We start from the raw sequence: 21,177 nt of genomic DNA, 5'->3' as shown, positions 1-21,177 counted from the left end.
CCCTGCTCGGGATCCCCGACGCCATCGCCTGGTGCTGGGCCAAAGGGCGGACCCTGGCGCCAACTCATCGCGCCAACCATCGTCGATGTCCGCGACGTCTTAGGTGCTGGAGAAATCGCGAAGCCCGAGCGCCACGGTCGTCCGGCCGAGTCTCGGGCTCACTTCCTGAAGTTCAACGCTCCAAGCACCCCCAGTGTAAGTCCGTCCTGCTGGACCGGAAGCGCCGACATTTCAGGCCCGTAGCTATCCGGACCAACGCGTGCTGGACTAGAGGAATGAACGAAACGCATCCCCTCGCCGAGGACCTTGTCGAACGCTGGCAGGTCACCGCCAGGCGCGAAAACACCCCTCACCAGCGGGTAAGGGGGTGCTCAGCGATTCAGTTGAAAAGTCTTGAGTCGTGTCGTAAGTGGCAAAGTCCCCCCTCGGACACTTGGGGGTTAGCTTTGTGCGACCAAAAATCCGCTCTGACCTCGGTCGGAGCGGATTTTTGATGTTCGCCGAAATTATCCACTCCGACACGAACCCCCACAATTGACGCCACCAGCGCAAGGCACTAACGACATCACGGCACGCCACACTTCAGCGAGCGGGTAGGTCAACGGCAAATGACACGCTGCCGACCGCTAAGTTGGCGCGGTGAACCTGTCGACGGTGGCCTCGCTGACGTGACCGCGTGGCAAGAGAAAGTCCGTCGCTAGGTTCGACGTTCAGAGCCACTTAGTCAAATCGTATCGGCCATTGTCTGTGACCAAAATATGTTCGCGCCCAACGATTCTCACTGTCGAGTTTTCCGACACGGCCGTAAATTCCTCGTTGTAGAGGCCAACCGGCCATGTCAGCTGCGGTTTCCAGAAATAGGCAGGCAACCACCACGCAGCCAACGAAGGTCCTTCTTGATCGTCGGTCTCCAGGCCCATTGAGGTGACTCCGACAAGGTGGCCATTGACGTCGATGACCGCGCCGCCGCTCATTCCGCCGAGGGTGCCACTGAGTACTTCGATCGTCGGGTATGGCGCCAGAACGGAATCATGTAGTGGAAAGCTGAACTGGCCAGCCGCGCCCTGGGACACGTAGAGAAGACCGCTGAGGGCAGCGGGATTCTCGATCGAGTCGGTTGAGGCCGGTTCATCATTGAATCGGAAACCCACTACGGTGAGATCCTCACCTCGGGGCGGAACACGAGTCGTCAGCGGAACAGTGCTTAAGTCCCCGTCGGTGGGCATGTCGGAGACAAGCCTCAACGACAACAGTTGCAAATCGGTGCCGTTCGGCATCGTGGCCATTGAGTACACATGCCAGGCCGCCACCGTGCCGTCCCCACGAACGCCGAGGCAGAGCCCTACTGCATCGCCGGCACCCAAAGCAGCGCGGTGGTGGTCGAATACATGCCTGGCTGAGAGCGCAAGTCCGAGGCCGATCATGACCGCGGTCCCCTCGACCACGTATGTATTGCCGTACTGAATGCAGACGGCAAGCAGCGCCCCGTCAAAGTACTCGTAGTTTTCTACCGACAACGGCGCCGCCTCGGCCTTAACCGGGTCGATGTCTAGTGACGAGACGGTGATCCGCATACCGTCGTTCGGCACTGCGAGTGGGTCCGTGCCTATCCGATATTCGTGGTCAGCCACTCGAACGAGTGTATTCCTGCATGATCACTCTCACGAGGGCAGGAAGGAAGTCCCGCTCCACCTCAACTTCGCGGAGGGCAACGCGCGGGCGACTATCGTCTCCGGCGCGGCTTCCATTCCCATCCGGTCAGCTTGGCGAGTCGCGTTTTGCGCGTCTCACTTAGCTGGCTTTTAGCGAAGCTCTGACGCTGTGTTGCGACCCAGGAGCCGAGTCTGAATCCATCTGCGCAGAAATAACTTTGGGCTGGGCAGGCGTGACCGTTCTCGTTGACGTAGCGCTTCAGTTGCGCGAATCCCTCCTCCCACCAAGCGTCGCGGACGGACACGGCCCACCCCGGCAGTGCTGCGAGGCGCAGTTTGCGGTTTGCCGGTAGCGAGGTCCAGTTAACTCGCTGAACAGTGACCCACTGGCCCAGCTTGAATCCGTTGAAGATACAGTCCGTCGGCACCAGAGCGGTGCTGTGTTCCTCCACGTACGCGATAAGGTGTGCGAGGCCCTCTTCCCATTGCGTGTTCTTGGTGTTGAGTGTCCAGCCTGGAAGTTGTTCGAGGCGCCGTTTGCGTTCGTCGTCGAGTGTGGTCCAGTTCTGCCGCTGCGTGTTGACCCAGACCCCGAGCTTAAATCCGTCGCGGATGCAGTTGCTCGGCGGCTGGGCTGTTCCGGTCTCTTTCGCATAGGCTTGGAGATGACGAAATCCTTCTTCCCAGAATGCAGTTCGACTGTCGAGTGTCCACCCCGCGAGTTGTTCCAGGCGGCTCCGGCGCTCAGCGCTTAGTGACTCCCAGGTGGACCTCTGGTTGCTCACCCACGTACCGAGTTTCGCTCCATCCTCGGTGACGTAGGTCTGTGGCACACGTGCAGTCCCTTGTTCGGTCACGTAATCCTCAAGTTTGGCGAACCAGTCATCCCACCAGCGCCCCCGCGCGTCCAGAGTCCAGCCGGGCAGCTCCGACAGTCGTCGACGGCGGTCTTCGCTCAGGTCTTTCCAAATTCGACGCTGGACACTGACCCATTTGCCCAACCGGTAGCCGTCCTCTGCGACATAGGACTGCAGGACCTCCGCGCTGCCGGTGAAATCGACGTAGTCCACAAGGTGGCGGTAGCCAGCCTCCCACTTGTCGTCCAACACATTTCGCGTCCACCCGGGCAACTCTTGGAGACGTTGGCGGCGTTCATCGGTCAGCTGGTCCCAGGTCCGACGTTGCCGACGTATCCACGACTCCAGATCGATGCCGTCGACCAGCAGACCTCGCGGCGGATTCGCGTGGCCGTTCTCCACGGCGTAGTGGGTGAGGGCGGTCAGGGAGGCTTCCCACAGCGTGGAGCGGGCATCCAACGTCCAGCCGGGAAGGCTTTCGAGGCGATGTTTGCGATCAGCAGATAGCGTGGCCCATTTGGTCCGTTGCTTGCCGACCCATTTGCCGAGCCGGTATCCGTCATCGCAGACATGGTCGTCACGGATTCCCGCGGTGCCGCGTGCGTCGACATAATCTCGAAGGTGTTCGAAGCCATCCTCCCACTGATCGTACTTCGGGTCCCAGCTCCACCCGGGAAGCGCACTCAGTAGTCGCTGACGCCAACGCTCAACCGGCCCTTAGTCTTATCGACACGCTGAATCGTGATCCAGGTTCCGAGTCGGTAGCCATCCGATCGAGTTGTCTGCACGACCGACGCTGTTCCGTTTTCGTCGACGTACCGTTGTAGCAGCCCGAACCAGAAGTCCCACGGGGTACTCGCCTGCTCAACAAGTCGGGTGTCGAAGGCGCGGATGAAATCCGCGCCGACGTACGGAGGAATATCAAGGTGAATCTTGTTCGGCAGCTTCGGTTTACCTCCGTAGCGACCCATTTCCCGGCGCATCGTGTCGATCTGTTCAGCGAGCTCGTCGTCGTGGGCTCGTAGCGCTTTGATGACATCCCACACCGGCTTGAAGGCCGAGGAGTCCAGCGCCACTTCGGGATCTTCATCGGTGTCGATGAAGACTGGGATGACGATGGTGCCCACGGTTTTCGCGTCGGACTTTCGTATCGCACGACCAACTGCCTGGACGATATCCACCTCGCTGCGGCGGGGATCGATGAACGCCACCCCGTCGAGGGTAGGAACGTCAACGCCTTCCGACAGGCATCGGGCGTTGGCCAACAGGCCGCGGTCTGCGTCATCGAGGCGGCCCAGGTGCTGCAACAGAACATAGCGGTCGCCGGCGGGCATCTCCCCGCTGGCCACGTCCGACCAGAGGCGGCCTTTGGGCCGCTGACGTGCCGGCATCCAGCCGATGACGTCAGGCATCGAGGAGGCGAACTCGCGTGCGCTCTTGACGCGGGAGTGGAACGAAATGACCCGGCGCAGGTCGTATTTGCGCATCGCCTTGGCCAGACCGATCTGCCCGGCCAGCGTCCCGGCGTTGTCGACCGTCTTGCCGTCGCGGGTAACCAGGGTTCCCTTCTCGGCCCACTGCCGGTAGGTCGCGTCGTCCACACCCACGATGACGACCTGATAGTCGGTGAGCAGCTCGCGCTCAATCGCCTCCCCGAAGGACAACCGGTGAAACACCGGACCGAACTTCTTCTCATCGTCCATCGACGCGACTTCGTAGTCGGCTTCCTGGGCAGCTTTCAGCACCCGCCCGGTGAAGTAGCGCGGGGTAGCCGTCATGAAGAGACGCCGATCGCCCCGGATCGCCGTGGGATCCAGCACGGTGGCGAAGTCTGAGGACACCGGCCCGGCGACGCGGTGCGCCTCATCGGCGATAATCAGGTCGAATCGCGGAACCCGGCCGGACGTGAATGCTGCCTCGATCTGCGGCGAGGACTGGTAGGTGGAAAACACCACCAGCGGACCGGACTTCCGGCGCAGGAACGCCGCGATCTCGGTCGGGTCGGTGGTGACCGGGACGCCGAGGTCGGTGGTGTGGGCGATCGCGGCGTCGTCGATGCCGGCCACCGTATCGTCGGAACACACCGGCAGTGCGGCGAAATCATTGGCGCAGTTGGCCCGCCACTCGTTGAGTGTCTGCTTGAGCAGCGACAGCGACGGCAACAACACCAGTGTCCGCCGGGCTTCCAGCTTCTCCGTGATGAATAAGACGGTGAGCGTCTTGCCGGTGCCGCACGCCATGATCAGCTGGCCACGATCAGAGGTCGTGAACCCCTTCACCACGTCGCGGATGGCGTCCTTTTGATGCCGCCGCGGCTTCGCAGGTTTGCGCGCCTTCGCCGGCCACAGCTGAACTGGAGACGTAGGCCAGTCCACTGCGGCGGCGCGCAGGTCGTTGAGGCGGAAGAAGGTGCTGCGTTTCTCCTGCTGCTGGATGGTGCGCTCGCCGGTGTGGTCGATCAGATCAGTGGTGGCGATGAGCATCCGGAAGGCGAACACCTTGCGGCCGGACTCCGACAGGAACTTGTCGACGTCCCTCTTCGACACCCGGTACTTGGGGTCGTACGCCTTGGCCTGGATCGCCCACAAATCGCCGTTGCGGTCCTCTGCCACCAGATCGATGCCAGCGTCACCACCCCACCGACCCGGCCAGTCCGTCCACCGCCACACCCGCGTCAGCTCACGCGAATAGACCGGATCGTTCTCCAAGAACCACTGGCAGACATGCTCGAACCGCTTCCCACGCAGCTGCGGATCAGCATCCAGGCTACGAAGCAACGTGTCGAAGTCCCCCATGGAGAGGAAATCTTAGAGCGCGGCTCCGACAGGTTGGGGCGTGCGGAAACGCACGCGGGCAACCGAGGCCGTGGCGATGGGTCGTCGGCGGTACCACCACCGCGACTGCCTGCTCGTCGCCAGCGTGCACGTCGACTCCGACCTCGCCGAGCTGCGCGTCGTCGTACGCGACCTATTGCTACCCGGCCAGCGCTACGTAGACATGAAGATCGAGAAAGGCCGGCAGTAAACGCACCATCGCGCAGGCACTCGTCCCGGCTGGAGTCACGGCAACGATCTACCGGGCCGGGGCTCCGCGCGTTGTCACTACCGCAGGGGTCGCTACGCGGAGGGGAGGTTATCCAACCAATCGGCGAGATCGTCCGGGGTTCGGGGGATCTCGGTGTGGAAGATGGTGAGCTCTGGGCAAGTGTTGACCTTGTCCCGAGCTGCCTTATCGGTGAATACGGCGTCGCAGTAGGGCGCTGCTACTGATAGAGCGTCGATGTCGTGAATGTCGTTCGTCTTCCAATTATGTTGGGAATTCTTGTGATAGATCGTCTTGAGCGATACTGATACCCGGGTGGAAGGCATGCTGTCACAGAATGACCGCAGCGTGTCGCGATCACTGAAAACATCGTCGAGGGGCCTGTTCGTCATGGTGGCGGCCCTAGCCAGTGGTTCTCGTAGCTCGACGTGCATCTCGTTGGCGTTGATGACGTCGCGCAGGTTGCCCCGCCTCCATCCTGGTTCCACATCGAGTTTCCCCGCGAGAGCGCGTTCCTGGTTAGCGCGGGCCTCCAATATGTTGCGCCACCCGTCGGGGTTGTACCCGAGGTTCTCTAATGCGGGGTCTTCGTGCTTTTCGGGCCCGGTGAGCAGGAGACGTTCTGCCCAGGCCTCCAGCGCCGCGCCCGGGCTTTCGCCGACGTCGATACCGATGATCATGCACAGAGTACGAGCGGCGGCGGCGGGGTCTGGGCCGTGGATCTCAAGACCGCCTTTCATACCGAAGGACCACAGCAGGCTCGGTCCGAGCAACGGAAGTGGGCTCTGCTGGGGCGCGACGACGACGCCTGGAATTGCGCCGAGCGCGGCTTCGACCTCAAGCTGCTGGATTTGATTCCGACCGAGCAAGTAGTTGAACTCCGACAGCTCCTCCATGACCCTGGCGCGCGCAGACCGCCGCGCGACATCTCCGATGTTGTACAGCTCGATCGCGGTTGAGGACGACAGTGGAAATAACGCGCGACCCTCCGCACGTGCTCGCCGGCAGGACTCGAGGAGTCGGGTGTATCCGTTCGGCACCGAGTTTCCTGCGATGAGCTCGGCCAGGTTGATCCAACCGAGCATGTCGAGGTACACCAGTTGCGGAGGACGCGGAGGCCGGATCAGCGCATCAGGCCAGACCACGTCGTTCCGGATCGTGTATGTGGTGGCCACGATGCCTCCTGGACAGCCGTACGACTCGGTGGTGGGTGCCAGAGGCAATGGTGCCGCGCTCCACGAAGGGGAGCAACAGAATTCTGGGTATCGGTGTCGTAGAGGATTAGGAGCAATCACGAAGTGGTGCGACAACTATCCCGGTGATTGGGTCTGAGCGGACTCAATGTAGGCAGCGAAGTCCATGGCCGGCACCGTGGCCATCGCTTGGAGACGTTTGAGCAGCCGCAGGGCGAAGAAGATCAGACTCGTCGTGGGGTCACTGCTGGTCCACATATCGTCGCGCCCAGTGGAGTCTGGCACTTCGAAAGCTCCTGCGCGCAAAGCACATCCGAAGTCTATAGCTTGTTCCACGGTGCGGGACGCTAGTGCCTTGCGCAGGGGCTTGCCGAGGGCCGGGGTCCACTCGCTATCGAGCGCCAGGAGACCCCCGAGGATCCGTTTAGGTTCTTGGGCGGGTGCCACACCGGTCGCGGTGGTGAATCCGACACTCGTTCGGTGCAGGCGCCGCACGGAGGCAATCTTGTCTCCTGCGTATTTGATGTGTTTCTTACTGAGGGACTGTTTGATTTCGAAGACAGCGTAGACGCTCTCGGCGGGTATGAAGTGGGCGCCGCCGACTTCGAAGAGCACCGGTGAGTAGTGCCGATCGTGGATGACGATGTCGAGTTGGTGGCTCATGGCGCCGTCGATGTCGATCACGAAGGCTTTGGCGATTCCGTATCGGCGCGGCAGGAAGTCCGCGAGCATTCCGCGCCAGTCAAGTTCGGTGGCGTCGCCGAGGGTTCCGGGGTGTGCGAGTACGGTGCGGCCGAAACCCAGGTCGGCCTCCAGCTGCTGCTGGCGGGCGCGGAATGCTTCGGCGAGGTCGAACCTGTTCCCCGGCGGGTCGGTGGTCACACTATCGTCGTCAGCGGTCACTGCTGATGGGCTCCTTCTCTGCCTGGGTGTGTGGCGGGCCCGGATGGCAGGTTGGGCAGCCTGGTTGCGGCGGTGCGGGGTCGAGCCACTTCATCTCTCCGCAGCGTCGGACGTCATACGGAGAAGGCCACATCGGAGCCGGACGTAGCGCGATGATCAGGTGCTCACTGGGTAGGCGCTGCTCGTTGAATCCGCTGGCCTCCAGCAATGTTGCGACGGCCATTTTGGCTGCGTGAGCGCCGACGAGGTGCAGATCGGCTCCGACCGCCGTCATCGGACGGTGGTGCGTGCCCTCGCCGTACGGACGATTGATGCCGGGTTCGGGGTCGAACGCGCCGGCGAGCTGTAGGTGGGTTCGGCAGCATGTGATGCAGCCGCGGTCGGGCCAGGGTCTCAGTCGGATGATTTCGCCCAGTGCACCGTCTTCCAAGACGCATGCGAGGATGGCGTCCTTGCGGGCCCGCCGCGCCAGGTGGCCGGCCACACGACGGGATGCGACTCCATCGGTCGCGCAGACGACAAGGTCGGTCTCTTCGAACATTTTGCGGATCGCGTTCGCGTCATCCACAACGTTGAGCGGACGGGCGTTGACGTGGGTGTCGAGTCGTTGGCTTTCCAGGTCTTCCTTCAACGCGTTCACTTTGAGCTTGCCTACCTGCCGGGCCGAACTGGTGTGCCGGATCAGGTTGTACCGCAGGAGTCGATCGGGATCGACGAGATCGAGCGTGCCGACGCCGTAGGTTGCCAGACTGTGCGCGGCGGCCGAGCCGATGCTGCCGGCGCCGATGACACACACCCGTTGGCGTTGCAACTGTCCGATGGGCCATCGATCGGCCAACTGTTCCCCGATGGTGAGGGGCTCATCCAGGTCGACGGCGACCGGTTGGACTCCCGAAGTGCTGACAGCCCAGCCGGTGAGTCTGGAGATGCCGGCGGCGACGTACTCCGGCGGCATGTCCGGTGCGTAGGTGAGCACGATGTAGATGTGCTCGCCAGGATCTGGTACCCGCACGGGCATCAAGGCGCGGAATCCCTGGAGGGTGATACCGGCGGCGCGGTATCGCGTCTGCGCCCAAACGACTTGTGTGTCGGCGTCCACTTTGACCCATCGGCCGACGCGTCTGGTGTCGGTCGCGCTCATGAAGTGGGAACGGTTGAGGCCCTCCACGGGCAGCAGGCTGGCGTCGCCGTCCGCGGAAACGGCTGCGACTCTTGCTAGTTGCTCGGGTTCGGATATCTGCGCAGATATCGCACCCCACGGGCCGCCCTGCTCGATCGTGGTCAAGACCGCTGGCGATACAAGCACGAAGAATTCGGTCACCGCACCCTGCCCGTCACCCCGAACGTGGCGATGGTCGCGTCGAGAGCGTTGTCGGTGACGACGCCGTTGATCGTCATGGTGTCGATCAGGCCGGTTTTCATCAGTGCGTATTCGATTCGCCAGCCGGCGGCCTTGAGCAGGACGTCAGCCAGCGTCGCACGGGGGGTCCAGACGGCTTCGCTCTGGAACAGGCACAATGTTCCGTCGCCGTTGACGTGCCACCGTTGCTGGGTCCGTTCGGCGATCTCCGGTTGAGGATCGAGTGGAACGATGCGTGGCGCCGCAACCGGATAGGCCTGCCCACACCGCACCAGGACCTCTAGCCCACGACCTCCAAGGAGCGCGCCGAGTCCATCTGGTGGATCCCGGTCGAACGGCCACATCGGGAGTTCGCCGGCCCATTGCCCGTTTTCGTGAGCGCTCCAGGTCAGGCCGGGGAAGCGTTCGTTCAGTTGACGACGGTCGGCATCGAGTCGGCCGGGCTCATGGTGCCACCACTCGAATCTGTCATCGCAGGAGTCGGACTGCACGAACTCGCCCCTCAGCCCTGCGGAGAGTCCGTGATCAGGGGAATCGGAGCGAGAGGAGCCTTGGGAACTGTCTTCTTCGGCGGAGCTGGGAAGTCGGGACCGAACAGTTCCTGCCAGGTGCGTTGGGCGCCGTCGACGTCGTTGCGTGCGGCCTGGTCACATGCGCGGTCGGCGAGATCGGCGGCGTCCAGGAGCGCGTCGCGCAACGCGACGATGTCGAGGTCGGGTTGGATCGCACCGCAGTGGCCGGCCGGATCGTCGACGCCCAGATTCACCTGCACGGCGGCGGCGGTGAAGAACTCGCGCAGCGCCTCGGGCCGGTTCCCGGTATGCGGAAGACATTGCAGTGCAAGAACTTCCATGACCAGCGACTTGATGCGCGTCTCACTGTCGACGCTCTTGCGCCAATTCTTGAGGACACGCACCATCGGGCGGAAAAATGACCAGTCCTCGTGATGCCGACGAACCTGGTCGATCAGGTACTCCGGGTCTGCGGTTGACCACTCCTGGGCGTTGGTGCTCGGGATGAGCAGCGTGTTGTCCGCTTGGCGGATGACGGGCATGACGTCGACGGTGAAGGGATGTTCATCGTCGGGGGGATCAACAAAGCACTTAACCGCGTGGTCGCGCGTATCGGCGCGCCGGACGAGCTTGCTGTCGGTCCCCCGCGACAGCCCCAGCCGCGCCACCACCTCGTCGTGAGCTCGCTCCAGGGCCTCGTACGAGGACGATCCCGGGCTACCCCATTCGGGCACTGTGGAGCCGTCGAAGACCATGATCAGGTCGACGTCGTGGATGGGCTCGAGCTGGGTCCGCCTCTCGAGGGAGCCGGACTTGACGATCTCCTTGACACCATCGGCCTTCTGCAGTGCGCCGATGAAGACGTCGCGGCGTTCGCGCGCGAGCTTCACATGCGCAGGGTCAGCGTCGATCGTCTTCTGATACCCATCGAACGCTTCGTCAACTCCCACGTTGCAGACTCCCCTGCCGAACATCGGGCCCGTGATGATTGGGCGATACGCAGGACTTCTGACAAAGCGAGTCTTGACCGCAGCCGGGCCGAGCAAGACGGCCTGCGGATCCCCGCCCCTCCTTGCTGGAACCCGTCCGGCGAGCCTCCAGCATCCTGTGGATGACAATGTCGCCACCCCGGGTCGACGATACTCTTGTGGTCCGACAAGTGGTCAGAGCACGCGTGCGCGAACTACAAGAGTTGGATTCACCGCGGTCTTCTCATCGAGCTGGTCAGGTGACGCGGGCACCCCGGACTTAGCTGGCCAGTGTTGCACTGGAGCCTTCAGGCCGCCATCATCTCCACATAGGCCTGTACCAGCGGAGGCAGTCGGAATCGGTGTTGATTCTTCGCGTCTCGTACGACGATGACGACGAGTGCATCCGGGTTGTTGATGGGATCGGAACTCGCGCCCTGGACGACTTCAGCGTAATCGGCCCCTAGCTCCCCGCCGCGGTGGTCGGTGATGTAGCAGCGTTGTTCCTCTGTGAGACGTTCCCACCAATCATCGAGTTGGCTGTTCACCGCCAGCAGCCGGCGCGCCGCAATCGCATCGAGCGTCCAATGGGTTGGGTCACTGCTGCCCACCCAGTAGGTCATCGAGATACCCGGGCGGTGCATTAGCCGCTCAGCGAGAGAAGTCGGCAGAGGTCCACACGGATTGGAAAGGACCGCAATGCGCTCCTCGAGTGTCAGCTGCTGATGGAACCAGCTCAATGAGCCCTCGTTGAGTGCCTCGTCGATTTCGTTGAGACCGAGGCCGTAACCGCGTCGAGTGCCGCACTTCGCGATCGTGTTCGTCTCGATGTCAACGAGCTGATACGTTCCGTAGTCGCTCGCTTGGGGGTCACGTGTGCGGGACTTCTCAAGCCGAAGGCCCTGGCGGGTGGCCGCCCGGCGGAGCCGATTCTCCATCACCTTGATGTCTTGGTCATCCACAGCTTCCACGGCCTTCCCATGATCAGGATATGCCAGTGATGTTACCAGAAGTGATGCTGGAACTGATTCTGAAGACGATGCTAGGATCTCGTGGTGCTGCATACCCTGGAGAACGAGCCGATTTGACGCCGAAGTTCGCCGACCGGCGGATGGTGCTTGATGCCTACGCACGGACCAAAGGCCCTGTCGCGTTTCTCGACGAGTCCTACCAGGCGCCAAAGGACACCGCTCATGGTGACAAGACTTTCTACATCTTCACCGCGGTCTTGGTGGCCACCAAGGACTTTGACGCGCTTCGAGACGGGCTCGTCGAGATCGCCGGCGAGCGTTATTGGCATACGACCGATGCGCTCCGCGATGGCCGGCTCGATGACATCCGCGACATGCTGGAGTTCCTCGGCGACGGTGGTGAGCCCTGTGTAATTGCCCACAAAGTGGCGGTTGCCGACGAAGACGCGGAAGCTGAGCTGGCACGCAGAATCTGCTATCAAGCATTGGCGGTCGAGTTGGCCAACGGCCGACCCGGAGCGTGGGGCCCGGTTGATCTGCTGTTGATGGAGGAGCGCAATCAACGCCACCTCAAGAACAACGACGCTGCAACTCACAAAGCGCTTGTGACCGACAAGCGGATTCCTCGACAAACCAGGCTCCTGCAGGTTTCGCCAGCCGCTGAACTGCTGTTGTGGCTTCCAGACCTTGTGTCGTCGGTATTCCGCCGCACTCTGACCCACAGTGACGAGACCAGCCAGTTGTTCGATGTGGTGAAAGACCAAGTCCACTTCGTGCGGCCCGGATAAGAACCACTCCGGAAAAGCAGCAACCCCTGGCTGCTGTCGCTACACCAGGGGCCAGGTTGGCTGTCGAGGTCTTAACGACCCGGAGGACCAACGCCTTGCTATGAACACTCTAACATCATCTGGCTGTAGTTTCATCCCTCGCGGCCAGGGACTTCACGACCCGCGCGATCGAGACCTGGGCGAATCCCTACCGTCCGATGATATCGAACCGCTCTTCCAGGTCCCCGTCCCGTCCTGTGTCGATATCGATCGGCCCGAGCGGCTACTGGGGTGCACTGGCCGGGCACCGAATTACCCACGCAGCTTCACGACCCCGCGGGGCGCGTGGATCACCACAGCAGGAAACCCAGCTGGACAGACAGTTCGGTGAGCTGGGCGGCGACCTGCGCACGCAGATCACGGGAGGGGCGCATCGCATTGGCGGTCGGCCAACTGCCGGAACTCGTCGTCGCTGAGTTGGCCGCGGTAGAAGGCCATCTCGATTGCATCCCAGTCCCCGGTCATGTACGCGTCCGTGGCGACACCACCGATACGGACCACATCCCCGACGGTGTACCGCCAATTAATCAGCAAGTCCATCATCTGCTCGGTGGTGATGATTCCGGCGGTGCGCTGGTCGACGATCTCGGCCGGCTTGACGTCCAACAAGCTGGGGTCGTCGTTGACGCGCCGCAAGATGCGCTGGATCGTGGCCTGGGACTGGTTTCCGACCACGTCGCTGATCTGCCGTTGACTGAGACCCCGGACGGTCGCTGCTTCATAGATTTCGCGCTCCAGTTCGCGATCGGCGACCCGCCGACGGGCGGCGATCGCGGCCAAGCGCTGCTCGGCCTGATGCGCCATGGTCTGGCTGGCGGGTTCGGTCGGCATCCTCACACCTCCTGATTCATTATGAATCGGGGCATGGGCCGTCAACGACGACATTTAAGGTTGCCACAGAATCCGCCCCCGACGTTTTGTTTGCTGGAGGCCTCGTCGACGGCGAGCCCGCACCGCTCCTCAGGCCAGTGACGGGGATCGCCGGCGACTTCGTCGCGGCCTCGGATCAACGATTCAGGGGCGTGGCTATCCGGTTCAACGCATGCTGGACTATAACCATGAACGCGAACACGGCAGAGGAGCATCCTCGGCGCCTGACCGTGCCGTTCGGGCTCTCTACCAGGCACAACAGCCCCTTCTCACCAGTCGCGAGAGACTGGTCAATGACTGAGTTAAAAGGTCTCGAGTCGTGTCGTAAGTGGCAAAGTCCCCCCTCGGACACTCCTGTGGCGGCGGTGAAACCCCGACCTCTACGCTCCCAGCATTCTGTGGGCAGGTGCGCACCTTTTCCTCGATTTCGACAGTCCCAGCGGCGTATATTTCACCGCCCACACCACGTCGATGGAAATGGTTTCTGCCATTCTTTGCTGCAGGATCCGGCCATTCTTTGCCACCGGCATACTGCGCCCATCACCGCCCACCAACAGCGATAACTCGATTACTCCGACGTCAGCGAGAACCCGTTGCCCACTTCTGCATTCATGTTCGGGATGGGCGCCTTCATTAGTTTTTGTGATGCCTATCACAGGGTTCAATTGTAGGGAAACGAACAGCAAAACCCCGTGTTTGGGCTCGTACTTTCGCCTGCATGACCGATACCACGCACCTGTCGCTCCACGATCTACGCAACCTCGTCACCCACGGCGCTCCACGCGTCGCGGGCACCGCTGTGGCATTCACCCAGCACCACTACGACCAGGCCGACGTCGCGCGCGAACTCACCGTCCTGGGCGGCCCGGAGTTCATGCGATTCGCCCAGACCAGCGGCGTCGACACCCGCAACCTCGCCTTACCGCTGCAGCGCTATCCCCACCTCTCCGGTTTCACGGAGGCCAATGACGCCTACCTCGAGGTGGCCGTCGACCTTGCCGAACACGCCGTGCGTTCCGCGCTCGACGATGCCCGGATCAGCCCGTCTGAAGTGGACGCCATCGTGGCCGTGTCGAGCACCGGAGTTGCGGTACCGACCGTCGATGCCCGCCTGGCTGCCCGCCTCGGCTTGCGCCCGGATGTCAAACGCATCCCACTGTTCGGACTGGGTTGCGTCGGTGGCGCCGCCGGCCTGGCCCGGGTCCACGATTACCTGCGCGGCTTCCCCGACCATCTGGCCGTGCTGGTCTCCGTCGAGTTGTGTTCGCTCACCCTGCAACGCGAGGACACGTCTATCCCTGCGCTGATCGGCGTGTGCCTGTTTGGCGACGGCGCCGCGGCGGTGGTGTGCACCGGCGCCGACCGGGTGCCCGCACACGCCGATGCGCACCGCGATCCCCGGGTGCTGGCCACGCGGAGCACATTGTTCCCCGATACCGTCGACGTGATGGGCTGGAATGTCGGCTCGTCGGGATTCCACCTCGTGATGTCACGCGAGGTACCGAAGATGGCCGAACACCGTCTTCGCCCGGCCGTCGATGATTTCCTGGTCGAGCACGGACTGTCCACGACCGACATCGACACCTGGATCTGCCATCCCGGCGGACCCAAGGTGATCGACGCCATCGTCGAAGCCATCGGACTTGCCCCGCAAGCCCTTTCACACAGCAGCAGCTCGATGAGGGAGTACGGCAACATCTCCTCGGCCTCGGTGCTCGACGTGCTGCGGCGCACCCTCGCCGACCCGCCCGCTGCGGATTCGCTGGCAGTCATGCTGGCCATGGGGCCGGGTTTCAGCTTCGAACTGCTACTCCTGAGCTGGTGAGGACCTGATGTACTACCTGTTCATTCTCGCCGTCGCCGTGGAGCGGCTGGCCGAGCTGGTGGTCTCACGGCGCAACACTCGATGGTCGATGGCCCACGGCGGCAGGGAATTCGGCCGCAACCACTACCCCGTCATGGTGATGATGCACACCCTGTTGCTGGTGGCTTGCGTTGTCGAGGTGTGGGGTTGGCACCGTCCGTTCATCGCCTGGCTGGGCTGGCCGATGGTGGCTGTTGTGGTGATCAGCACTGCGGTGCGGTGGTGGTGTGTCGCGACCCTGGGCAAGCACTGGAACCCGCGTCTCATCGTGATCCCGAATGCCCCACTGGTGCAGGGTGGTCCGTACCGCTGGCTTCATCATCCGAACTACACGGCCGTGATCGCCGAGGTGGCCGCGCTGCCGCTGGTGCACTCTGCCTGGGTGACTGCCATCGTCTTCAGCACAGCCAATGCACTGGTGCTGACGGTGCGGATCCGCGCCGAGAACTCCGCACTCGGCTACCGCGGACCCACACCGTCACCGGCCGCCTGACACCAGCTGCCGCAGTCTTTCTCCCGCATCACCGCCGGGCGCCGGCAGATAGGCGATCACCTGAGTGTCGGGCGCATCGGCCGGCGTGAGCTGGTGGTGTTCGAGGTGCAACTCCCCCACCCGGCGATGAAAGAAGCGCCGCTCACGGGAGGCGAACCGCTCCACGCTGCTGGCCTGCCATCCCGCCCGGAAGTGCTCGCTGCCTGCCATCAACCGTTCGATCAGCCGGGTGTACGCCGCTTCTCCCACGCGTGGTCCGGCCTCGGCACGGAACTCGGCGAGAAATCTCGTGCTGTCGATCTCCCAGTCCGGCAACAACTCCCGGATGGCAGGATCCATGAACACCCGCCACAACAGATTACGGTCGCCGGCCTCAGTACTGTCGATGTTCGGGTACAGCGCTGCATAGGCCTCGTTCCAGGCCGCGATGTCCCAGGTGGGCCCGATGACGAACGCCGGGTAGCCGGCGAGGGCATCGAGGAACCGCTGCAGGTGTGGTGGCGTCGGCCCCGCGTACATGTCGACCGTCGGCTCGGGACTGTAGCCGCCCAAGGTCAGTACGTAGTCACGTTCAGCCGGTGAGAGCCGCAGTGCGCCGGTCACCGCGTCGAGCACCTGCTTCGACGGATTGATGTCGCGGCCCTGTTCCAGCCACGTGTACCAGGTGACGCTCACTCCGGACAACACCGCCACCTCTTCGCGGCGCAGCCCGCTGGTCCGCAACCGGGGCACCGCCGGGAAGCCGAGCTCGGCCCGCGGCGCCGCCTCCCGACGGGCGCGCAGGAACTCCCCGAGTGCCAGGCGTTGGCGGGTGCGTTTGTCCATCACCTCAGGGTAGTGGTACCGGTACTAGCATCAACGCCGACTTCCCACGTGGGAGCCCGGACTGCCACTGTGTGTGCTATGGCAGAACTCAGGTCACGGACGGTCACCCACGGTCGCAACATGGCGGGTGCGCGCTCACTGCTGCGCGCCGCAGGCGTGGCGAGCTCTGATATCGGCAAGCCGATCATCGCGGTGGCCAACAGCTTCACCGAATTCGTGCCCGGGCACACCCATCTGGCCCCCGTGGGCCGCATCGTCTCCGAGGCCATCTCCGCTGCTGGCGGGGTGCCGCGCGAGTTCAACACCATCGCCGTCGACGACGGCATCGCCATGGGGCATGGCGGCATGCTGTACTCGCTGCCGTCGCGTGAGCTGATCGCCGACTCGGTGGAGTACATGGTCAACGCCCACTGCGCCGATGCTCTGGTGTGTATCTCCAACTGCGACAAGATCACTCCCGGCATGCTGATGGCCGCGCTGCGGCTGAACATCCCGACGGTGTTCGTCTCCGGCGGACCCATGGAAGGCGGCACCGCCGTCCTGGTCGACGGCACGGTGCGCACCCGGCTCAACCTGGTGTCCGCGATCGCCGACGCCGTGAGCACCGAGGTCTCCGATGCCGACATCGCCCGCATCGAGGAGGCGGCCTGCCCGACCTGCGGCTCGTGCTCGGGCATGTTCACCGCCAACTCGATGAACTGCCTGACCGAAGCCCTCGGCCTGGCGCTGCCCGGCAACGGCTCGACGCTGGCCACCCACACCGCCCGTCGTGCGCTCTACGAGAACGCCGGCAGCACGGTGATGGACCTGTGCCGTCGCTACTACGACGAGGACGACGCGTCGGTGCTGCCGCGCAACATCGCCACCCGCGACGCCTTCGACAACGCCATGGCCCTCGACATCGCCATGGGCGGATCCACCAACACCGTGCTGCACCTGCTGGCAGCGGCGGTGGAGGCCGAACTGGACTACACCCTCGAGGACATCGAGAAGCGCAGCCAGATGATCCCCTGCCTGTGCAAGGTCGCCCCCAACGGGCACTTCCTGATGGAGGACGTGCACCGGGCCGGCGGCATCCCCGCCATCCTCGGCGAGCTGTGGCGCGGCGGTCACCTGCACGAGACAGTGCACTCGGTGCACTCCGGATCCTTGGCGGAGTGGTTGCGCGCGTGGGATATCCGCGGCGGATCGCCCTCCGAGGAAGCGGTGGAGCTGTTCCACGCCGCGCCGGGCTGTGTGCGCTCAGCGACAGCATTCTCCCAGTCCGAGCGCTGGGACAGCCTGGACACCGACGCCGAGAACGGCTGCATCCACGACATCGCCAACGCCTACTCCGCCGACGGCGGGCTGGCCGTCTTGCGCGGCAACCTCTCCGTCGACGGCTGCATCGTCAAGACCGCGGGTGTCGACGAATCCATCTGGAAGTTCTCGGGTCCGGCCGTGGTGGTCGAGTCGCAAGAGGACGCCGTCGACGCCATCCTGGGTGGCCGGATCGAACCGGGCGACGTGGTGGTGGTGCGTTACGAGGGCCCCAAGGGTGGCCCCGGCATGCAGGAAATGCTCTACCCCACTTCGTATCTGAAGGGTCGCGGGCTGGGCAAGGTGTGCGCGCTGGTGACCGACGGCCGGTTCTCCGGCGGGTCATCGGGCCTATCCATCGGGCACGTCTCCCCCGAGGCCGCCGCGGGTGGCACCATTGCGCTGGTCGAAGACGGTGACCTGATCACCATCGACATCCCCCACCGCAGCATCATCCTCGACGTCCCGGATGACGAGTTGGAGCGCCGCCGCGCCGCCCTGGAGGCTGCGGGAGGCTACAAGCCCAAGAACCGCGAGCGGGTGGTCTCGGCGGCACTGAAAGCCTATGCCGCGCTGGCCCTGTCAGCCGACAAGGGTGCCGCCCGGGACGTCGCCTCGCTCTAGGCACATCGTGTGCATCGAGGCTGTGGATGTAGTGCCAACTGTGGATAACTCGGCAGGTGTCGTGTAGTCGGAGCTGTTGTCACGCAATGCTTGTCGGTGGTGCGTGGCACTGTCGAAACATGTTTGAAGACGTGCTCGATCCGGCGACCTGCGGGGACCTCACCCCGCGGGAGATGGTCGATGCCATTGCCGCGTGCCACCGCGCAGAGGCCACCATGGTCGCCCGCAAATTGGCCTTCACCCACAAACTCCTGGCTCATCACAAGGACAACGCCGCCGACGAGGAGAAAACCTGGGCCCACGACGAATGGGCTCACGTCCGCGACCAGATCGGGCCTGCGATGCGGCTGAGTCCGTGGCGTGCGTCCGGGCAGATGCGGTTGGCCGAAGGACTGGCGCGCAACCCGCAGACCGCCGCTCTGCTGCACGCCGGAAGGATCAATGTCCGGGTCGCCGAGACCATCATCTACCGCACCGAATTGATCAACCCCTCAGCCCAAGCCGCCGTCGATGCTCAGATCGCCGCCGAGGCCGGCAGTTACACTCTGCTCTCCGAAAAGGAGCTCGGATCGGCGCTCGATGCGATCATCGAAGTACACGATCCCGACGCCGTGCGCCGGTACCGCGAAGCCGCCAAGAACTGTGAAGTCGGATTCGGTAAACGTGATGACGCCACGGGCACCTCGTCGATGTACGGACGGATCTCGGCCGCCGACGCCGAACTGGGAGCCCGCGTGCTCACTGCGCTGGTCAAGACCGTGTGTGCCAATGATCCCCGCAGTAAGGGCGAACTACGGGCTGCCGCCCAGGGTGCGGTCTACCGAGGCCAGAACCGGCTGGTCTGCCACTGCAATGCCCCCGACTGTGTGGCGGCCACCCTGCCTTCAGCAGTGCCGTCCACGGTGATCCACGTTCTGGCCGAACACGAAGCGCTCGAAGAGATCCTGGCGCAGATCGACGCCCTCCGACAGCCACAGTCCAGCGGTTCGACTGCCGCGCCGCCCACGGTGGATCTCGACTCGGTGATCGAGGCCGCCGACGCCGCTGAAGCCGCCCGCCCCGCCGCGCCACCCGAGCCGCCACCACCCGGGGAAGAACCCAAGCCCGCACCGGAGCCCCCTGTGGATGGTGCACCCGACTGGTCGCACTGGTTCACCACCGACACCGGTGACGGTGACGGTGACGGTGACGAGCCACCCTGGGCTACCGGCAGTTCACCGCAACCGCCTCCCGGACCGGGCGACCCGGACACCGACGGTGGAGGTGCGACGGCCGTCCCCACCGATGAGGCGGATGAGTCGAATTCGGCTTCACCGCAGGCTCCCGCGGCCCCGACTGCACCGCAGACACCCGCAGCCTTCGTCCCACCGCGGCGCCCCCGCCCGGCGGTCACCTTGGGCGGCGCGATCATTCCACTCGACCTACTCGCTGAGATGATCCGCGACGGCGCCACCATCACCGCCCTGCCCATCCCCACTGCTCCACCAGCGTCCGGCTACCGATTCACCGGCTCTACCCGCGAATTCGTCCAGTGCCGCGATATGGGCTGTCGATTCCCCGGGTGCAACAACAAAGCCGAGTACGCCGACATCGACCACACCCAGCCCTACGACGAGGAGGGTGCCACCCACCCCTCCAATGGCAAGGTTCTCTGTCGAACTCACCATCTCACCAAGACATTTCGCGAGGGCCCCGACGGGTGGCGCGACCGACAACTACCCTGCGGCGAGGTTCACTGGACCGCGCCCACCGGCCACACCTACATCACCGCACCTACCAGCAAACTCCTGTTCCCGGACTGGGACCCGACCACCGCGGCCCTGCCACCCCCAACGCGGCCCAGAAGACGCAGGAACACCCCGGGTCCCGCCATGCCCATTCGCAAGAGCACCCGCGAACAAGAGCGCGAGTATCGAATCAATGCCGAACGCGAATACAACGCGATGCAACGCGCCCTCGGGAAACCCCCGGGTAAACCTCCGATCTAGCCTCTTGGCTCAAAGTAGCTGCCCGCCTTCAGGTCCTCCAGCAGGCCCGGGTACTGCGGCGTCCATCCGAGCAGCTTCTGTGTGATGGCGCTGGACGTCGGGTTGTCCAGTGAGGCCACCCATCCGATGAAGCCGAGCTGTTCGTTCGCCTCTTCCGGGGTGACGCTGACCGCGGGCACACCGAGCTGATCACCGATCGCGGCGGCGATGTCGCGGAAGGCGATGCCCTCTTCGGCGGCCCCGTGCAGTACGGACCCGGCCGGAGCCGATTCGACAGCCAACCGGTACAGGCGGGCGGCATCGCGGTTGTCGACGGCGGGCCAGCGGTTGGTGCCGTCGCCGATGTAGAGGGCCTGCCCGGTGGTGCGGGCGTTGGCGATGATCGTCGGGATGAAACCGTGAAAGTCAGTGGGCCCGTGCACCGTCGGCGCCAACCTCACGACGGCCGCGCGGACACCCTTGCCCGCCAGAGCCAGGGTGGCGTTCTCCGACGCCACACGCGCGCCGGACGGGTCCACGGTGGACTCCTCGGTACCCAGTTCACCGCTCGAACCCACCGCCAACATCGCTGTGCCCGAGGTGTTGATCAGGGGTTTCCCTGAACCCGCCAACGCGGCACCCATGGCTTCGACGGCGTTGAGATCACTGACGGCCGAGGCGGCGTAGTCGGAGAAATCGTGCTTGTAGGCCAGGTGGATCACCCCGTCGGCGTCGGCGGCCGCACCGGCGAGGAGGTCGAGGTCGTCGAGGGTGCCGCGGACCACCCCGGCGCCGGCGGTGGTCAACGCCTCGGCCGAGGCCTCGGAGCGGGCCAGCCCGCTGACCTGATGACCGTTGTCGAGCAGCTCCCGAACCACCAGGGAGCCGATGTGTCCTGAGGCTCCGGTGACAAAAACGCGCATGATGAATCCTCCGTCTCGTGTGATGTC

General features: G+C 64.0%; 19 protein-coding genes and 1 pseudogene. 6 read left to right on the top strand and 14 right to left on the bottom strand.

Annotation, left to right across the window (positions count from 1 at the left end; translation table 11 throughout):
- Positions 1-710: 710 nt before the first annotated feature.
- The 4 genes and pseudogenes from BVC93_RS23535 to BVC93_RS23520 all read right to left on the bottom strand — a co-directional run bounded on the left by BVC93_RS23535 (position 711) and on the right by BVC93_RS23520 (position 5,304).
- The gene (locus BVC93_RS23535; RefSeq protein WP_157517045.1) at positions 711-1,631 is read right to left on the bottom strand and encodes a S1 family peptidase; all 921 of its coding nucleotides are present in this window, start codon (positions 1,629-1,631) and stop codon (positions 711-713) included.
- 92 nt (positions 1,632-1,723) lie between these two features.
- Positions 1,724-2,968 (bottom strand): helicase associated domain-containing protein, encoded by a 1,245-nt coding sequence (locus BVC93_RS23530; RefSeq protein WP_083739562.1) that lies wholly within the window; start codon positions 2,966-2,968, stop codon positions 1,724-1,726.
- Positions 2,969-3,037: 69 nt separating this feature from the next.
- Positions 3,038-3,196: pseudogene (locus tag BVC93_RS23525) on the bottom strand (helicase associated domain-containing protein); the annotation flags it as partial.
- Entirely contained in the window at positions 3,193-5,304 is a 2,112-nt protein-coding gene (locus tag BVC93_RS23520; protein ID WP_083739561.1) for a DEAD/DEAH box helicase, read from the bottom strand. The gene BVC93_RS23520 and the pseudogene BVC93_RS23525, both read right to left, overlap by 4 nt.
- 40 nt (positions 5,305-5,344) lie before the next feature.
- Between BVC93_RS23520 and BVC93_RS23515 the strand changes: the two genes are divergently transcribed.
- On the top strand, positions 5,345-5,533 hold the full coding sequence (locus BVC93_RS23515; RefSeq protein ID WP_083739560.1) for a hypothetical protein: 189 nt from the start codon (positions 5,345-5,347) through the stop codon (positions 5,531-5,533).
- A 92-nt stretch (positions 5,534-5,625) separates the two neighbouring features.
- On the opposite strand, the gene BVC93_RS23510 is transcribed toward BVC93_RS23515, so the two are convergent.
- The 6 genes from BVC93_RS23510 to BVC93_RS23485 all read right to left on the bottom strand — a co-directional run bounded on the left by BVC93_RS23510 (position 5,626) and on the right by BVC93_RS23485 (position 11,551).
- Entirely contained in the window at positions 5,626-6,726 is a 1,101-nt protein-coding gene (locus BVC93_RS23510; protein ID WP_157517044.1) for a hypothetical protein, read from the bottom strand.
- Positions 6,727-6,861: 135 nt separating this feature from the next.
- A complete protein-coding gene (locus BVC93_RS23505) occupies positions 6,862-7,647 on the bottom strand; it encodes a DUF6602 domain-containing protein (protein ID WP_083739558.1) in 786 nt (261 codons plus the stop codon).
- Positions 7,637-8,788, bottom strand: coding sequence for a ThiF family adenylyltransferase (locus BVC93_RS23500; protein WP_157517043.1), 1,152 nt, complete (start codon positions 8,786-8,788; stop codon positions 7,637-7,639). Before BVC93_RS23500 ends, BVC93_RS23505 begins: the two co-directional genes overlap by 11 nt.
- A gap of 176 nt (positions 8,789-8,964) precedes the next feature.
- A complete protein-coding gene (locus BVC93_RS23495; protein WP_083739556.1) occupies positions 8,965-9,498 on the bottom strand; it encodes a hypothetical protein in 534 nt (177 codons plus the stop codon).
- An 11-nt stretch (positions 9,499-9,509) separates the two neighbouring features.
- Positions 9,510-10,469, bottom strand: coding sequence for an SMODS domain-containing nucleotidyltransferase (locus tag BVC93_RS23490; protein WP_083741279.1), 960 nt, complete (start codon positions 10,467-10,469; stop codon positions 9,510-9,512).
- Between the two features lie 326 nt (positions 10,470-10,795).
- On the bottom strand, positions 10,796-11,551 hold the full coding sequence (locus BVC93_RS23485) for a hypothetical protein (RefSeq protein ID WP_157517042.1): 756 nt from the start codon (positions 11,549-11,551) through the stop codon (positions 10,796-10,798).
- Positions 11,552-11,571: 20 nt separating this feature from the next.
- Between BVC93_RS23485 and BVC93_RS23480 the strand changes: the two genes are divergently transcribed.
- Positions 11,572-12,246, top strand: a complete 675-nt coding sequence (locus tag BVC93_RS23480; RefSeq protein ID WP_236950092.1) for a hypothetical protein — start codon at positions 11,572-11,574, stop codon at positions 12,244-12,246.
- A 396-nt stretch (positions 12,247-12,642) separates the two neighbouring features.
- On the opposite strand, the gene BVC93_RS23475 is transcribed toward BVC93_RS23480, so the two are convergent.
- Both BVC93_RS23475 and BVC93_RS33640 read right to left on the bottom strand, forming a co-directional pair.
- Entirely contained in the window at positions 12,643-13,116 is a 474-nt protein-coding gene (locus tag BVC93_RS23475) for a winged helix-turn-helix domain-containing protein (protein ID WP_083739554.1), read from the bottom strand.
- A gap of 419 nt (positions 13,117-13,535) precedes the next feature.
- Positions 13,536-13,811: a hypothetical protein gene (locus BVC93_RS33640; RefSeq protein WP_192860080.1), complete on the bottom strand. Its 276-nt coding sequence runs from the start codon at positions 13,809-13,811 to the stop codon at positions 13,536-13,538.
- Between the two features lie 62 nt (positions 13,812-13,873).
- Here BVC93_RS33640 and BVC93_RS23470 point away from each other — a divergent pair, with 62 nt between their 5' ends.
- Positions 13,874-14,980: a type III polyketide synthase gene (locus BVC93_RS23470; protein ID WP_083739553.1), complete on the top strand. Its 1,107-nt coding sequence runs from the start codon at positions 13,874-13,876 to the stop codon at positions 14,978-14,980.
- A 7-nt stretch (positions 14,981-14,987) separates the two neighbouring features.
- Positions 14,988-15,512: an isoprenylcysteine carboxyl methyltransferase family protein gene (locus BVC93_RS23465; protein WP_083739552.1), complete on the top strand. Its 525-nt coding sequence runs from the start codon at positions 14,988-14,990 to the stop codon at positions 15,510-15,512.
- On the opposite strand, the gene BVC93_RS23460 is transcribed toward BVC93_RS23465, so the two are convergent.
- The gene (locus BVC93_RS23460) at positions 15,498-16,337 is read right to left on the bottom strand and encodes a helix-turn-helix transcriptional regulator (RefSeq protein WP_083739551.1); all 840 of its coding nucleotides are present in this window, start codon (positions 16,335-16,337) and stop codon (positions 15,498-15,500) included. The genes BVC93_RS23465 and BVC93_RS23460 overlap by 15 nt on opposite strands.
- A 78-nt stretch (positions 16,338-16,415) precedes the next feature.
- Between BVC93_RS23460 and ilvD the strand changes: the two genes are divergently transcribed.
- Both ilvD and BVC93_RS23450 read left to right on the top strand, forming a co-directional pair.
- On the top strand, positions 16,416-18,260 hold the full coding sequence (gene ilvD / locus BVC93_RS23455; protein ID WP_083739550.1) for a dihydroxy-acid dehydratase: 1,845 nt from the start codon (positions 16,416-16,418) through the stop codon (positions 18,258-18,260).
- Between the two features lie 119 nt (positions 18,261-18,379).
- Positions 18,380-20,248 (top strand): HNH endonuclease signature motif containing protein, encoded by a 1,869-nt coding sequence (locus BVC93_RS23450; protein ID WP_192860079.1) that lies wholly within the window; start codon positions 18,380-18,382, stop codon positions 20,246-20,248.
- Here BVC93_RS23450 and BVC93_RS23445 read toward each other — a convergent pair.
- The gene (locus BVC93_RS23445; RefSeq protein ID WP_083739548.1) at positions 20,245-21,150 is read right to left on the bottom strand and encodes an SDR family oxidoreductase; all 906 of its coding nucleotides are present in this window, start codon (positions 21,148-21,150) and stop codon (positions 20,245-20,247) included. The genes BVC93_RS23450 and BVC93_RS23445 overlap by 4 nt on opposite strands.
- Positions 21,151-21,177: the final 27 nt, after the last annotated feature.

This window comes from Mycobacterium sp. MS1601 (genome assembly GCF_001984215.1).
Lineage (GTDB): Bacteria > Actinomycetota > Actinomycetes > Mycobacteriales > Mycobacteriaceae > Mycobacterium.
The sequence above is the reverse complement of the archived record's forward strand: the minus strand, read 5'-3'. Positions and strand labels throughout refer to the sequence as shown.